Source organism: Rhizobium sp. K102, assembly GCF_022385315.1.
GTDB classification, from domain to species: domain Bacteria; phylum Pseudomonadota; class Alphaproteobacteria; order Rhizobiales; family Rhizobiaceae; genus Rhizobium; species Rhizobium croatiense.
The window spans coordinates 202,100-216,885 of the sequence record NZ_CP092437.1 but is presented as its reverse complement, the minus strand read 5'-3'; the positions used below and the strand labels follow the sequence as shown (position 1 = coordinate 216,885).

Here is a 14,786-nt window from a genome sequence, read left to right as displayed (position 1 = left end):
CAGCTTGCCGTAGAAGCCGATCCTGTCGGTTTCAGCAGGGTTTCGCTCGAGGGTGGCGCGCTCGTTCATGTCAGCCCGCTCAGAACTGCGCCGGGCATGAGAAGGCGCCAAGCGCCTCCAGCCGGAATGGGTTGAGCACCGAACCGAACTGTACGTCGAACTCCGCTGCCCGGCCGTCCTGCTGGAATTTTGCCCGGAAGAGATCGTCGCCCTGTATGGTGACGCTGGCATCGTCGAACAGCCGGAAGGGCGACCAGTCGCCGTTCTCCGTCAAGGCCTGTTGCCAGCCGCCCGGCTGGAAGGCGATGCGCGAGGCGTTGCTCGCTTCCGTCGACGGCCAGGTGATCGATTTCGACTGGATCGGCCCGTGGAAATAGACGACGCGTTCGCCTTCGATCTCCAGCATCACCGCGCTGGCGGCATCGGTCAGCGACACCGGCTTGATGTTGATCGTGATCGACGGGTTCTCGCTGCCGGCCGGGAAGAAGGCGCGGTTGATCTTGTCGGCGTTCTCGAACTGGGCGATCGCCGCGCTCGGAATGCTCGCCGCGCCGAAGGTGCCCTTCCAGCCCCATGGCGAAGCGCTTGTATCGACGAAGGCTTCCAGCTTCTCCTTGAAGAAGGTCTTGAACAGTCCCTCGGGTCCGAACAGCCTGACAAAGTCGCTCATCGCCACGTCGCGCGGGGATTTGCGATCGAAGGGATAACGGCCGGCGACGACGTTCGAGCAGAAGCCGGCCCCCTCTGCGGCCCAGGCGTCGGTGATGCGCGAACGGGCGGATTTGACCGCCAGCGATCCGACATCGGCGGCGAGCCCTGCCATCCATGTATCGACCGGCGCCGGCAGCTTGCGGGCCTGTTGCAGCAAGTCCTGGTTGGCATCGGTCAGCTGGCTGTCGACGTCGAAGACTTTCGCCACTTCGGCGGTGGAGGTCGTCGCCCGCGAAAGCTGCTCCTGTACCCTCTGCAGGATCGGTTCCAGCTGCCCGATCTCCGAGCGCGGCGCCTCCTTCGATTGGTCGGGAAGCGGCGACTGACCGGCTGGCGCCTTCAACGCCTCTCGCAGATTGCCGAAGGGGTCGGGCGCATTGGCGGCGCTGCTCAGCGCCGTGGTTGAGTCGGTCAAACTGTCACCGGCAGCCGAGGCGATCTCGGCGCCGGGGCCGCGCAGATCGGTGGCGGCGGCGATCGAGTTCGCGATCGCCTCGACGGGGCCGGGCTTGCCGGCCAGGATGCGGGTGGTCTCCGCCGCGTCGCTGATCGTCTGCGAGGGCTTGACCCTGATATCGGTCAACAGCGTCGACCAGCGTTGATCGAACCTGTCGAAGTAGAGCTGAAGTGTGGCCTGGGCGACAGTGTCGACCGTGACGCCGGCGGGATTGGGGACGCCGCGAACCCACTGCTCGTCGAGTGCCTCGCGCGCGGCCTCGCTGATCTCGGGCAGAACGACGGTGCGGTAGCCGGTCGCGGAAAAAAGGCCGGGGATGCTCTCGCCAAGCGGCGCCTTGGAGGTCCGCTCGAATGCCTGTTCGCCGAGCGGACCGAGCGCGCCGGCCGGGCTCCAGCCGGGAAGGGCGCGGGAGGCGCGGTATTCCGCCAGGATCTCATAGGCGCGGCTGGCGATGTTCTGCGAGCGGATGACGTCGCGCGCCTTGGCGATCAGCGTCTTGTCGAGCTCGATCGGCGGCAGCACGCCGCGCGCCATGGCTCCCGCATGGGTGATCAGCGCGTTACGCGCCGCGGCACGGCCTTCGTCGGGATAGAGCCTGGTAAACATGTCTTCCGCTTCCAGGGAGGCGAAATCCACACTCATCGGGCCGAGCCCGCCAAGCATGCCGTAGAGTTTCAGCGCGTCGAAGGTCCGGGTGACGTCGGTGGTCTCGGTCATCTCCTTCTGGAGCTGCACCAGCATGCGGGGCAGGAGCAGCGTGTTCAGCGCCCGCTGATAGGCTTCGCGCTGGCGGCTCGCGACCTTGCCCTCCTGGTCGAGGCCGAGGCTCACCGGCCAGACGCGGGTCTTGGAAAAATCGGTGCTGACGGCGGCGAGATTGTCGAGTGCCGGCAGGATGCGCAGGAAGTCGGCATCCGAAACGTCGCGCACCGGCACGCCGCGCGCCAGCTGCTCATAGGCATCGATGCGCCTTTCGGCTGCGGCGAGCGCCGTGGTGTTCTGGATGTAGGTGGCTGTCCAGCTCGTCAGCACAACGGCAAGCAGCAGCACAGCAGCGGCGTAGGCAGCCCGGCGGAACAGCAGCTGCCGGCCGGAAAGCCGCTTGTCACGCGCGACCAGCGAGGCCTCGCCGAAGATCACCTCCTTGAAGAGGCGCGAGAGAAAATAGCTGCGCCGCGTCCGGGGAACGGCAACCGTCTCGTCTCTCTGCGTGCCGGAGGCGAAATAGATGCCGCGTAAGAGCGGCGCTTCCACCAGTTTCGACCCGGAGCAAAGCTCGGTCACGACCTCCTGCAGGCGCTCTTTCAAAGAGACGAGCTCGGCCGGGAAGCGGAAGATGCGGCCGCGCAGCTCTGGATTGGGCTCCTGCTGCAGGCGTTCGATCAACATGGCGTCGACGCGCTGCTGGAGCAGGGTGAATTCCTCCATGAAGCGTTCCGGGAGGTTCACCGCCTTGTAGCTCTCGTCGAGCCCGAAGGTCGTGCCCCAGACCTGCTCGCGGTCGCTCTTGTTGAAGCCGTCGAAGAACTCGACGAAGCCGGTCAGGAGATCGGCCTTGGTCAGGAGCAGATAGACCGGCACGCGCGCATGCAGGAGTTCGTCGAGCTCCGACAGCCGCTGGCGGATCGCTCTGATTTCCTCGCGCTGCGCTTCGGCGTCGCGGGTCAAGAGATCGCCGATCGACAGCGTCACCAGCGCGCCGTTGACCGGCTGCGACCGGCGATATTTGCGCAACAGGCCGAGAAAACCTTCCCAGCCGGCCTTGGCGGTGCCGTTCAGATCGTCCTGCGTCGTGTAGCGGCCGGCGGTATCGATGAGGATCGCCTCGTCGGTGAACCACCAATTGCAGTGGCGCGTGCCGCCGATGCCCTGTATCGAATTGCTGCCGAGCGCATCGCCGAGCGGGAATTTGAGGCCGGAATTGCTAAGCGCCGTCGTCTTGCCGGAACCCGGCGCGCCGAAGATCACGTACCAGGGCAGCTCGTAAATATAGCCGAAGCGTCGCTTGGTGATGCGGCGCAGGAGCTGCAACGCCTCCTTCAGCCGGCCGTGGATCTCGCTGACCTCAGCCTGCTGGCTGGCCGCCGCTTCGGCCTCGGGGTCGCGCTCGATCCCTTCGACGAGCTGCTTGTCGCGGCGGCGGTCGCGGATCACGGTGAAGAGGAGGTAAGCGAGCCAGGCAACGAGCACGATGCCGATCAGCGTCAGCCGCGCCGAGGCGCTCGCCAGCGGCTTGAAGTCGCCATAGGCGGCGAGATAGCCGTAGAACCAGATGACGACGCAGATCGCCGCCACCCAGATGATCGAGATGAAGCGGCGGCCGAGAAGGCCGGCATAGGCCTCCACATAGGAGCGTAGCGTGTAGAAATAACTTAAGGGATTCATCGCGAAGCGCCTCCCGCGGCGGCAGCCGGTGCATTCGGTCTTTCGGCCTCGATCGGCGGTGTCTTGAACCCGGCCTCACTCAGCCGTTCGCTCGGATCGGTCAGCACCAGGATCTCGGTGCGGCGGTTCATCTCCCGGCCCTCCTGCGTATCGTTGCCGGCGATCGGATCGCTGTCGGCGCGTCCCTCGGTCAGGATCGCGCCCGGCCCGGTGAACGACGCCAGGATCTCGCCGACCGCCTTGGCGCGGGCTTCCGACAGGTGCCAGTTGGATGGGAACTGGATGGTGCGGATCGGCACATTGTCCGTATAGCCCACGACGACGGCGCGGAATTTCTCCGCGGCGAGCGCGCCGCCGATCCGCTGCAGGAGATCGTGGAACTTCTCGCTGACCTCGGCGCTGCCGGTGGCAAACAGGCCGGAATTGCTGATGCGCACCAAAAGCCTGCCGTTCGAATCCGACAGCGTGACGAGTTTCTTCTCGACCTCCGGCTGGAGGAAGGCGAGCAGATTGTCGAGCCGGCTGGGCGGCTTCACCTGCGGCGGCGGAGGCGGCGGCGTTTGTGCGACGACAACAGGCGGTGGGTCGCGCGGCGGCTCCGGCACCTTGACCAGCACACTTGGCGTCTCGCGCGGCGGCAGCTTGGCAAGACGCTCGAAAGTACCGTCGGAGGCGCGGTTCAGCGAGAGCGTGAAGAACAGGTAGCCGAACGCCAGGATCAGCGTCAGGACGGAAAGCAACGTCCAAAGGGCGGCGGCGGTGCGCAGCGGCTGGTGCCGGGCGGAAACGCCCTTCCAATGCGGGGAAAGCTCTCGCTCGAAGACCCCGTATTGGCCGAGCAGCGTCTTATAGAGACTGTCGCGGATGCGGGCGAGTTCCAGCGCGCCGCGCGCGGAAACGCGGGTGCGGCCTTCGAAGGCGAGCGACAGGCAGAGATAGATGAGGAGCAGCAGGTCCTTGTTGGCGCCGGGGCTCTGGTGGAAATGGTCGAGCAGGTCGAACACACGTTCGCCGCCGGTCACGTCCATATGGAAGGTGGAAACGAGGCCGGAGCGCGCCCAGCCGGCGCGCACGCCCCAGGCCTTGCTGAGCACGACGTCGTCGACCGTCGCGCAGACGACATAATGGGCGGCGCGCGCCCGTTCGGGACTGATGCGCGCGCTGGCGAGATCCCGCTCGTAGCGGCCGACAGCCGCAATCGCCACGGCTCTCAGCTCATTGATATCGGGCTGCTCTTCCGTGTAGCGCAGGCCATGGGCGAGGTTGAGCAGCGGTGCGGCCGAGCGCACCAGGGTCGGCACGTCTTCGGCGCCGAAGCGGAAATCCCGGACGAGCGTTTCGACCGATGCTCCGCCCGTTACGGGCGCTGCCGCCGATGCCGTTGCCTTCTCGCCTTCGGGAAAATCGAGAACGTCGTCCAGCATCTCCGCCATCTTGCGGGCGGATTGCTTTTTCTTCACGCCATCCTCGGTGAGTTCGACGATGGTCGGCAGGCTTTGCCAGTTGGAAGCGGGTTCGTTCTTCATTCTCTAAGGGCCCACAGTTCTATTTCGAGCCCGGGGAAATCGCCGGCGAGATGCACGGCGATGGCGCCGGAGGTGTCGAGTTGTTTCCAGAGCGGATTCTTGGTGTCGAGTTCGAAGTAGATGGTGCCGGAGCGATAGGGGAGCTGGCGCGGCAACACCGGCAGCGGCCGCACGGGAATGCCCGGCAGCGCCACGTTGACAAGGTCGGCGATGCGCTCGACCGGGCCGACCTTGATCTGCGCCGGCAGCTTGCGTCGCACGTCCTCGGCCGGCATCTCTGCGCGGACCGCGAGCACGAAGCCGGCATCGCGAAGCAGGGTGCGGTCGTTGATCGTGCCGATCCTGACACCATGCCGGCGTTCGGCAAGCTCGATCGCGACCGCGGCCTGTTCGAGCACCGAGGAAAGCGACGCGCGCAAATCGTCGAAGACGGCGGCGAAGGTCGCCTTCAGGTCGTCGTGCCGGTAGGGCGGGAAATCGCTCGCCCGCTTGCGTTCGGTCGTGAAGGTGGCGAGTTCGCCGGCGAGCTGGATGCAGTGCTCGTAAAAGACGATCGGGTGGATGCGCGTCGCATTGGCCGAGATATGCTTCAGCATCGGATCGGCGCGGTTGAGGATCTGCAGGAGCAGGTAATCGCCGACCTCCGCCGTGCCGCGGATGGTGGGATCGCCGATCCGTTCGGCGATCGCTTCGGCGCGGTGGCGCACGATGCCGAGAAGCTCGGTGATCAATTCGTTCAGCCGACCGGCGGCCGTGCAGTTGAGGCTCGGCAGGATGTAGTCGGGATCGAGAATGACAGCTCTGTCGGAACGGACTTCGATGATGCGGGCAAGCCCGATCAACTCATAGCCGGCAAGCTCGTCGCCGGTCCGGAGATAACGCAGGCTGAGGCGGCCGACATCGATCGGCGCCATGAAATCGGTTTCGACGTTGGCGTCGGGCGCTTCGTAGGGCGAAGCGACGAGCCGGACGCTGTTGCGCGCGGCGCCTCCGTTCAATGCCACATCGGCCTTGCCCGGCTGACGGGCGGGAAGCGCTAGATAGACGATCGCATTTTTGGTGTTCTCGTCGAGATCGAGGGGCGGCGGCAGGTCGGCATCGACAGGCGCTTCGAACGGCGTCCCGTCGGGCAACACGCCGCGCAGGTTCGACAGCGCGAACTGCCCGATCGCCAGCGCGCCGCGGTCGATGCCGATCTCAGATATCCCCCAGGGATAGGGCGCCAGCCCATGCGTGGCGGTTCGCACGAGCCGTTCGGTCCAGCGGTCCGCCTGCTGAAAATGCTGCACGCGAAGGAACATGCCCTCGCTCCAGGCCACCCGGTTCTCATTCCTCATGATGCGCGTCTTGTCCTTCCTGGCTGTCTTGCGGACGAGGCCCTGTGTCTCTGCCGTTGATCGCGGCCATCATGGCATCGCGAAAAATGTCTTGGATCGACCGGCTTTTGCCGTCTTTTTCGAATTGCGCCCGGTAGGCCCGCCAGTAGTTCCGGTCCCGACGCCAGCCGCCCGTCTCGACACGCGCTTCCAGGCTGCGCGGCTCCAGCTGGGCCGCCGCCTGGGCGAGGGCGCCGAGCGCGGTATTGAGCTTGAGCTGTTGGCCGAGCAGGGTCTCGATGCGGGCAAGCAGTGCCTCCTCCCTGTCAGGCAAGTCCGGCTGGCTGCCGGAGGGCGGTGCATTCATCTCGAAGACGCCATAGGCACTTTCGACAGCCTCCTCGAGCCGGCCGAGCAATGGCTCCAGCCTGTCGGCGAGGGCTGCAGGCCGGCCGATGATCAGCGCCGGAAAACCGTCGGATTCGGGCTGCGGGTCGTTGTCGTTGACGATGTCGGTCAGCGGCGCGGCCCGGCGCTGGGCGATAGGGACTGCGACATGGGTGGCGGGGCCGTGTTCCAGATGACTGCCATATTCGGTCTCTTCCGAATTCCAGTCTTCCGGCAGAAGCTGGGTCATCGTGCGAATCTCCGGGGGGCCGCTCCAGCCGATCTCGACATTGCGGGATGACGCCGCGCCTTTCTTGCCGGTCTGTTCGGAAAGGCTCCAACCATCGGCCGTGCGCTCACCGAGAATGCCGTTTGCGGTATGGCCGCCCGGCGCGATGTCGGCAAGGATCGCGGAAATGGTCAACGGTTCGTCGCTCAAGACGAGCCCGGCATCGGGGTCCTCGATCTCGCGATCCCTGTCGCCGGAGATGTGGACGGAAAAAGCAAGTCCGCCGATCTCCAGCCGCGACCTGTCGGAAAGCCGGGCGATTTGACCTTCATGCACGGCAACGCCGTCGACGCGGGAGCCGTTGGCGCTCTGGTCGCGCAACAGGAAGCCGTCGCGGTCGCGCTCGATGATGCAATGAAGTTTCGAAATCGAGCGCCTGTCCTCCGGCAGCTGCCAGTCGCAATCGGGCGCCCGGCCAAGCGTCCGCCGGCCGCGTTCGAAGAACCATTTCGGCCGGCCGGCCGTTGTCGCCGCGTCGCTGGTGATCTCTCTCAGTTCGAGCCGCATCGCATCCTCGCCTCCTCACCGCATCTCGGCCGACAGGCGCTCGACGATGATCGCATCGCCGCTGTCCTTTGCCGCCGGTGCGACCCTCGCCCAACTGTTCCAGCCGAGACGTGGCGGATCACCTGCCTGGCCGAGTTGGCAGAAGGGAACGTCGTCCTTCCTCAGCACGACCTGTATGTCGAATTCGAGCGCTGAGCCGACATAGAGCCGAGTGAGCGCGAAGAGTTCGGTGATGGCCCGTCCGCCCGGCGCAAGCGTGAGATAATCGGCATAACCGAGCGGGCCGATGACGACGCGAAAGCCGCCGCTGAAATCGTGGACGGCCGCACCGGCCGTGGCGTTGACCCCGAGCTGCACGCCCTGCTGCTGGCCCATCTGGCTGCGCTCTTCCGGCGGAATGCTCAGCCAGCGGCCGCGGAACAGTTCGATCTCCACCGGCAGGCCGCTGAATTCGGTCAGCATGGCGCGGAGATTGACGGTATTGCGGTTGCGCGTCGCGAAGAAACCGGAAAAGCGCAGGATCAACTCCTCGTCGACGCCGCTCTTTTCGACGAGCCGCTTGGTGCCGAAACCGGTGAGCGCGAGCAGCGTCGTGACGAAGGCATTGCTTGCCGAAGCACCACCCCAGCGCAGGCGCCTCGCAATCCGGTATTTCTCACAGGCGTCGGCGAAGAGCTCCGCCATGCGCGCGCCGAACAGATCGAAAAAGCTCGCCAAGCCCCGCGACCGGTTGCGCTCCTCGCGCATGACGAGTTCGTTATAGGCCGATGGCATGGAGCCGAGCGCACCGACGAGGCTGGCAAGCGCGCTGCGCACGGTGGCGCGGCCGGCCTTGCGCCTGTATCCGCTGATCGCAAGCGGCGCCGGCGAGACGCCGACATGGGAGGCGACGTCAAGCCGTCCTTCGCCTACCGACGCCTGCGCGACACGAAACGCCGTCACCGGCTCGAAGCGGCCGGGGTCGCGTTCGAGCAGGTCGGTAAGCGCGTCTGGCTTGCTGGCGCCTTGCATGTCCATGATCGACTGGCGGTCCTTTCTCAGAGAAGCGGGCGTTCGGCGGCGCGCGCCGGCCAGCGGGCGATCGGCCTCGACTGTCCCTTCATGCCGACAGTGAGCCGGGTGAAGCTGTTGACCGAGGTGTAGAGGCTGAAGAAGCGGTCGAGCACGTTGCCGAACAGGAAGGCCGACGGCCGGTCGATGGCGGCCGGATCGAATTCCAGCGCGATCTCGGTGCCGGGCACCATGCCCCCACTGCCGAGACGGGCGGTCGAATTGGCGGCCTTGATCCTGACCAGCGCATCGGCGAACTGCTTGGTCTCGGGGCTATCGCGGAAGGCGTAGAGCGACAGGATGTCCTTCAATGCGGCTCCCTCATTGTCGAACAGCGACAGATGATTGAGGAGGAGATGCGACATCAGTCGCCAGTTCCGGCCATCCTGATCGTTCATTCTGACTGACGGTGTCGGCGGGATCAGCGCCTCGACGCCTGCGACCGCCTCGTGGCCGGAGGCGAGCTGCAGCAAGGGGTGGCCACCGCCGAAGGGAAGCTGTTCCGGCAGGTCGCGGTTGAGGCAGAGCGTATCGACGCTCGCCACCGCGTCGACCGGACCGGGCGACCGGCGCTGCCGATCGACGAAGGCGATATCCATATCGCTGGTCCCGTCGTCTTCGTCGAAACGGCGAGAGGCCTGCCAGTAGGTCGCGCTCGCGCCTGCCCGTTGCGATCGTCCGAAGAAGGGCTGGCAGAATTCCTCCTGGCCGCGCGATCCGGTCAGCAACACGCGGTCGATCGAGTAAATCTCGCGGGTCTTCTGACGCCGCGCATCCGGCAGGAGACGGTATTCCGTGCGGGTGCCATCGATGGCGATCGGCTCGCAGACCTGGCGAAACAGGTTGATGACAGGCGTGGCGTTGAGCGCGAAGTCGCGGGCCGAAATCGCCCGCTCCAGCTTCGCGTCGCTTTCCTTGAGGTAAACGAAGAGCTCCAGCGTTTCCCCTCGCCAGGATTCGAGCCCTTCGATATCGAGAAAAAGAAATTTCCGCGGCAGAGCGAAAAATTCGGTGAGCAGCCGGTAGCCGATGAAGCTCGGCGCCGGATAGGGCAGCATGGCCTGTTCCGGCTCGAAGCCGACGGGTTTCAGGTTCCCTGCCGGCAGGAAGATCGGCGAACGGTCGTCTGCATGTTTGGCAAGCGCGATGCCGAGCGTGTGGTTGGCAAGCAGTTCGTAGATCGCCACGGCCTGCTGCCAGGCAGAGGGAATATGCAGGCGCAGCCGGCTCAGGCCGAGGCTGCCCAGGGGCTTGCGGGCATCGAGAGAGCGGATGGAGAGCTTGAGGCAGCCGGCAACGCCGGCATAGGACGAAAGCGGCGCATTGATCGGCTGGCCGGAAAGCACAGCGCCCGCGATCTCGATCGGCGCCATCTCGACGTCCTGCGTGGTGCGGAAGCGGCAGGCCTCGCCTCTCACCGGCTCGGCGAGCACCTCCGTGTGGCGGGGCACGGTCTGGACGGAGGCGAGCGTGTCGCTTGGGCGGAACTTGACGATGCTCATCGAGGGCAGGGGTGCGAGATAATGCGGATAGAGCGTTTCAAGCAGGCCATCGGTCAGTTCGGGAAATTCGTCGTCGAGCTTCTGACGCACGCGCGCCGCCGAATAGGCGAAACTCTGGATCAGGCGTTCCACATGCGGGTCGTCGGCGACGTCGCCGGTCATGCGCAGGCGTCCGGCGATCTTGGGGAAAGCGTCGGCAAAGCGCGCGGCCCGGCGCCGCAGTGCCAGCAATTCCTCATTGTAGCGGTGCAGGAAACCTTCAGCCATGCGCCGCCTCCACGAGGACACGCTGGGTCGACGGATCGATGGTCGATTCGAAGCTGATCGGCGGCATGCCCTCATGCAGACGGAAGGTCGCCTGGATGCGCATGCGCAACGCCCGCTCCGTCATCGTCCGGCTTTTCAGGATCGTCACCCTGATATCGGCAAGCCGCGTCTCGAACAGCGCAACCCGCCGCTCGATCGCTTCCGCGAGCTTGAGCTTCGCCTGGTCGGTCATCAAATTTGCCGAGACGATCCCGTCTACGCCATAGCTCACCAGGGCGTCCCGCAATTCGGAAAGGGCCGTCGGCGGCGTTGTCGGGCAGCGACGCGTATTGAGCAGCGCTTCGAGATCGCGGCGGATCGCCTCCCTGACCTCGCGGACCTGGTCGACGAAGCTCGTCGGCGGATCGACGGCGCGATCCGGGGCCTCATCGATCAGCCTGTCGAGGATCGAGCGAGACAGGACGCGGTCGCGCAGCCGGTAGCGTTCGAGCGGATCAACCATGCGCGACCTGCCTGCCGGCAGCGCTTGCCGGCAAGATCTCCAGACTTTGGGTGTCATGGAAGGAGACGAGTTCGTCGCCGGCGAGGAAGCAGCGCTGGCCGCGGCCGGTGGTGATGCCGCTCGCTTCCTCGACCCATTCGGTTTCGCGTCCGAGCCTGAGCGCCGCATCCTTGCCGGTGCCATGATAAACCGCCGGCAGAAGCACCGACGCGGCTGCGCCGTCGATCAGCGTCAATTCGGCGCGACGGAAGGCGAGATCTCGCGGCCGGGCAATCGGCTCGATCGACAGGGCTGATATCTTGGCGAAGTCGATCCAGAGATAGCCGCCGCCCGTCATGACGACTTCGAGCGCGTGTGGCGTGCGATCGTCGAGGTCGCGGAAATCGGAGACCGCCCTGTCGTTCCAGATCAGCGGGCGCTCGCTTCTGAGTTCGTCGAGCGCAGCGAGCGCGGTCATCGCCGCCTCGGCATCGCCATCACGATGGGCGATGCCGAGGCGGACGGCGAGCTTATCGAGTTCGCTCGGTCCCTGCGGAAACTCCGGCACGCCGCCGCTCGCAAACCAGGCGTCGCGCGCCGCCATCGCCCGAAGCTCGTTGCGCAGCAAGGCGAAACCCATCGTCGCGTCGGGGGAGAGGGTGGCGGCAAGGCTGCACTGATTGTCCGCCCGCTCATATTCTCCGGCAAGAACGAGAAGATCGATATAGAGATGCCGCGCCTCCTGATCCGATGGTTTGCCCTTCAGATGCGTCTTGACCTCCTCGAGCGCGTCCTCGAGGGCGTTGTCGCTGAGCGATCGGGCGATGCTGGCGGAAAGCGTCATGCGGACATCCTCTCGGGTATGGCGACCGGGCGGCTCAGAATCTGGCCCGTGGTTGCGGTCTCGGCGATAAGGTGGAAGCTGGTGGCAACGTCATCGAGCTGGAAATGCGGCTGCAGCCGGACGGTACAGGAGAAGCTGCCGGGCTTGCCCGGAATTTCGGCGACGCCGATGCCGGCCGAGCGCAGCGGGAAACGGGTGCGCAGCGTGATATCGGCATCGTCATTGCCGAGCGTATAGGCGGTCAGCCAGTCCATGAGCTTGCGCTCGATCGAGATCGCATCGGAGAGCTGGCCGATTTCGTCGCGCATGATGACCTTGAGATAATGCGCGAAGCGAGAGGCGCAGAGCACATATTGCAGCATGGCGGCGAGGCGGGCGTTCTGGCGTGCATGCTCGTTGGAATAATGCGGCGGTGCATGGAGCGACTGATTGGAATTGAAGACCGCCGAAGAGGAGAGATAGGTGGTCGCGGCGGGGATGATGCCGAGGTCGCACAGCTGCTGCTCCTGGCTGCTGGTCAGCTGGATTTCGACTGGCGCCTGGGCGGAAAGCCCGTTGCTCTCCGTGCCGAAATCATAAGGCGGCAATTCGCCTGCACTCAGCAGGCCGCCGTCGACGGCATCCTGCGTGACGCCGCGGATCTCCGCAAACCAGCCGGATGCGATGAAATTGCGAATGACGACGGTCGCAAAGGCGAAAGCGGCGTTGCCCCAGAGCAGCGAACTGCCGTCGGCAGCAATGCTTTCGCGGAAGGGAAAGCCGTCATTGCGATCGCGCGCATGCGGCGCAAGCGGCGAGCGCATCAGGATGCGCGGCGCGACGAGCCCGAGGAACCGCGAATCTTCTCGGGCGCGCAGACCGTTCCAGCGGATGCGGTCCGTCTCCGTGGCAAGCCAGGAGAAGTCGTTGACCCGGTTCAGCTCGTGAAAGTCTTCCAGCCCGATCGAGAGCGGCGCCGCACCCGCGACGAAGGGGCAGAAGGCGGCAGCCGCCACCATGCCGATCTGCGACAGCGTGCTGACCGGATCGCCGTCGACGGGATCGCGCGGAGACAGATGATAGTCGCCGACCAGCAGGCCGAAGGGCTCGCCGCCCGGCATGCCGAACTCGCGGCTGTAGATCAGTTCGAAGAGGTGGCTCTGGTCGAAATCGCTGGCACGCTCCATGCTGCGCGCGAGCTCACGCCAGCTGACGCTGAGAAGCTTCACCTTCACCTCGCCGCTGCGGCTTGCCTCGCGCACGAGCATGGCAAGGCCACGCCATCTCGCCTCCATCGCCTGAAAATCGGGATGGTGGAGGATGGCATTGACTTGCCTGTTCAGCGCCTCGTCGATCAGCGTAATCAGCTGATCCGCCTGGCGCCGCCATTCAGTGCTGGAACCCATCGTCGACCTGACCAAATGTTTCGCAAGAGCTTGGCGCGGCGGAAAACCGCCGCGCCGGGCTCTGATTTCATCAGTTCTTCGAAGGAATCCGGGCGACCATGCGCAGCGAGGTCGTCAATTCCTCCATCTGCAGCCAAGGACGCATCCAGGCGACGGCGTTGTAAGCGCCCGGCCTGCCGGGGATTTCCTGGACGGTAACCTTTGCTTCGCGCAGCGGATATTTCGCCCGCGAACTCCTCGCCGGCGTCGTCATTGGCGTTGACATAGTTGGAGATCCAGCGATTGAGCCAGGCCTCGCAATCCTCCGCCTCCATGAAGGAGCCGATCTTGTCGCGGCCCATGACCTTGAGGTAATGGGCAAAGCGCGAGGTCGCCATCATATAGGGCAGGCGGGCTGAAACGGCGGCGTTGGCGGTTGCCTCGGGCCGGTCGTAGAGCTTCGGCTTGTGCGCCGTCTGCGCCCCGAAGAACACCGCGTAGTCGGTATTCTTGTAGTGGCAGAGCGGCAGGAAGCCGAGCTTGCCGAGTTCGGCATCGCGGCGATCGGTGATGCCGACTTCCGTCGGGCATTTCAGATCGAGATCGCCGTCATCGCTGGAGAAGATGTGCATCGGCAGGCCTTCGACCTTGCCGCCGTTTTCCGCGCCACGGATGGCGGTGCACCAGCCATTCTTGGCGAAGGCTTCGGTCAGCCGCGTGCCCATCACATAGGCCGCGTTCATCCAGCAATAGGAGCCGTGCGGCAGTTCGCCGGTCTTGGAGCCGCCGGTCTCGTCGAAGTTGAACTCCTCGATCGGGCTGGTCTTCGGGCCGTAGGGCATGCGGGCGAGCACACGCGGCATGGCGAGCGTCACGAAGCGGGAATCATCGCTGTCGCGCAGGCTGCGCCACTTGGCGTATTCCACCGTCTCGAAGATCTTTTCCAGATCGCGCGGTTTTGCCAGCTCGCGGAAATCCTCGAAGCCGAACATGCGGGGGCTGGCCGCCGAGATGAACGGGGCGAAGGCGGCGGCGGCGATCATCGAGACGCCTTGCAGAAGCTGGACGTCGTCGAAGGAATTGTCGAATTCATAGTCGCCGATCAGCGCGCCCATCGGTTCGCCACCTGGTGTGCCGAACTCGTCTTCGTAGACGGACTTGAAGAGCCTGGACTGGTCGAATTCGACGGCCTTGGCGAGATCCTTGGCGACGTCGCGCTTGGAGGCGTTGAGCACGCGGATCTTCAGGTTGGCGCTGGTCTCGGTATTCTTGACGAGATAATGCAGGCCGCGCCAGGCGCCTTCGAGCTTGGTAAATTCCGGCGACTGCATGATCGCCGCGAGCTGGCTCGAGATCGCCTTGTCGATCTCGGCAATGGCGTTGTTCAAGGTGATCGTCAGGTTACGATCATAGGTGACGGTGCCCTTCAGGGCTTGATCAGTCAGGGTGCGCAGAAGATCCTGCGCACGGTCGGGCTCGGTCTGGCGGGTTGCCGCAACGACCTTCGAGAGCAGGTTCTCATCGGGTGCGAAGCCTACGTCTTCCTTTGTCTGCAATTGCGTTTCGGCGGTCATCTATCGATCCTTTTTTGCGAAAGCGGCGGCCCTCGGGCTGTGAGGGGTTCCCTTCAAAGGGGCCGCTGCCGGACAACGACTCTTCAGGAATTCGCGCGGGCCGCGATCGGCCCGCGATCCCAG

The 14,786-nt window shown here is 65.1% G+C and carries 9 protein-coding genes and 1 pseudogene; all 10 read right to left on the bottom strand.

The features are described from left to right. Window positions 1-79: 79 nt before the first annotated feature. Window positions 80-3,556 (bottom strand): type VI secretion system membrane subunit TssM, encoded by a 3,477-nt coding sequence (gene tssM, locus MHI61_RS28490; protein WP_239793320.1) that lies wholly within the window; start codon window positions 3,554-3,556, stop codon window positions 80-82. Next, window positions 3,553-5,082 (bottom strand): type VI secretion system protein TssL, long form, encoded by a 1,530-nt coding sequence (tssL, locus tag MHI61_RS28485; protein WP_239793319.1) that lies wholly within the window; start codon window positions 5,080-5,082, stop codon window positions 3,553-3,555. The genes tssM and tssL overlap by 4 nt, the downstream gene beginning before the upstream one ends. Then, a complete protein-coding gene (gene tssK / locus MHI61_RS28480; RefSeq protein WP_239793318.1) occupies window positions 5,079-6,419 on the bottom strand; it encodes a type VI secretion system baseplate subunit TssK in 1,341 nt (446 codons plus the stop codon). Before tssK ends, tssL begins: the two co-directional genes overlap by 4 nt. Continuing rightward, complete coding sequence (locus MHI61_RS28475) at window positions 6,409-7,581, bottom strand: FHA domain-containing protein (RefSeq protein ID WP_239793317.1); 1,173 nt, start codon at window positions 7,579-7,581, stop codon at window positions 6,409-6,411. The genes tssK and MHI61_RS28475 overlap by 11 nt, the downstream gene beginning before the upstream one ends. A 15-nt stretch (window positions 7,582-7,596) precedes the next feature. Beyond that, a complete protein-coding gene (gene tssG / locus MHI61_RS28470) occupies window positions 7,597-8,598 on the bottom strand; it encodes a type VI secretion system baseplate subunit TssG (protein ID WP_239793316.1) in 1,002 nt (333 codons plus the stop codon). 20 nt (window positions 8,599-8,618) lie between these two features. Next, window positions 8,619-10,400, bottom strand: a complete 1,782-nt coding sequence (tssF, locus tag MHI61_RS28465) for a type VI secretion system baseplate subunit TssF (RefSeq protein ID WP_239793315.1) — start codon at window positions 10,398-10,400, stop codon at window positions 8,619-8,621. Continuing rightward, complete coding sequence (gene tssE / locus MHI61_RS28460; RefSeq protein ID WP_097581090.1) at window positions 10,393-10,902, bottom strand: type VI secretion system baseplate subunit TssE; 510 nt, start codon at window positions 10,900-10,902, stop codon at window positions 10,393-10,395. Before tssE ends, tssF begins: the two co-directional genes overlap by 8 nt. Beyond that, complete coding sequence (locus MHI61_RS28455) at window positions 10,895-11,725, bottom strand: type VI secretion system accessory protein TagJ (RefSeq protein WP_239793314.1); 831 nt, start codon at window positions 11,723-11,725, stop codon at window positions 10,895-10,897. The genes tssE and MHI61_RS28455 overlap by 8 nt, the downstream gene beginning before the upstream one ends. After that, window positions 11,722-13,110 (bottom strand): type VI secretion system contractile sheath large subunit, encoded by a 1,389-nt coding sequence (gene tssC, locus MHI61_RS28450; protein WP_239793313.1) that lies wholly within the window; start codon window positions 13,108-13,110, stop codon window positions 11,722-11,724. Before tssC (MHI61_RS28450) ends, MHI61_RS28455 begins: the two co-directional genes overlap by 4 nt. A gap of 70 nt (window positions 13,111-13,180) precedes the next feature. Next, window positions 13,181-14,663, bottom strand: a pseudogene (gene tssC / locus MHI61_RS28445) (type VI secretion system contractile sheath large subunit). Window positions 14,664-14,786 lie beyond the last annotated feature (123 nt).

Coding starts and splice junctions, on each gene's coding strand:
- tssG (WP_239793316.1), bottom strand. CDS start 8,598: ATGGACATGCAAGGCGCCAGCAAGCCAGACGCGCTTACCGACCTGCTC.
- tssE (WP_097581090.1), bottom strand. CDS start 10,902: ATGGTTGATCCGCTCGAACGCTACCGGCTGCGCGACCGCGTCCTGTCT.
- MHI61_RS28475 (WP_239793317.1), bottom strand. CDS start 7,581: ATGCGGCTCGAACTGAGAGAGATCACCAGCGACGCGGCGACAACGGCC.
- tssF (WP_239793315.1), bottom strand. CDS start 10,400: ATGGCTGAAGGTTTCCTGCACCGCTACAATGAGGAATTGCTGGCACTG.
- tssC (WP_239793313.1), bottom strand. CDS start 13,110: ATGGGTTCCAGCACTGAATGGCGGCGCCAGGCGGATCAGCTGATTACG.
- tssK (WP_239793318.1), bottom strand. CDS start 6,419: ATGAGGAATGAGAACCGGGTGGCCTGGAGCGAGGGCATGTTCCTTCGC.
- MHI61_RS28455 (WP_239793314.1), bottom strand. CDS start 11,725: ATGACGCTTTCCGCCAGCATCGCCCGATCGCTCAGCGACAACGCCCTC.
- tssM (WP_239793320.1), bottom strand. CDS start 3,556: ATGAATCCCTTAAGTTATTTCTACACGCTACGCTCCTATGTGGAGGCC.
- tssL (WP_239793319.1), bottom strand. CDS start 5,082: ATGAAGAACGAACCCGCTTCCAACTGGCAAAGCCTGCCGACCATCGTC.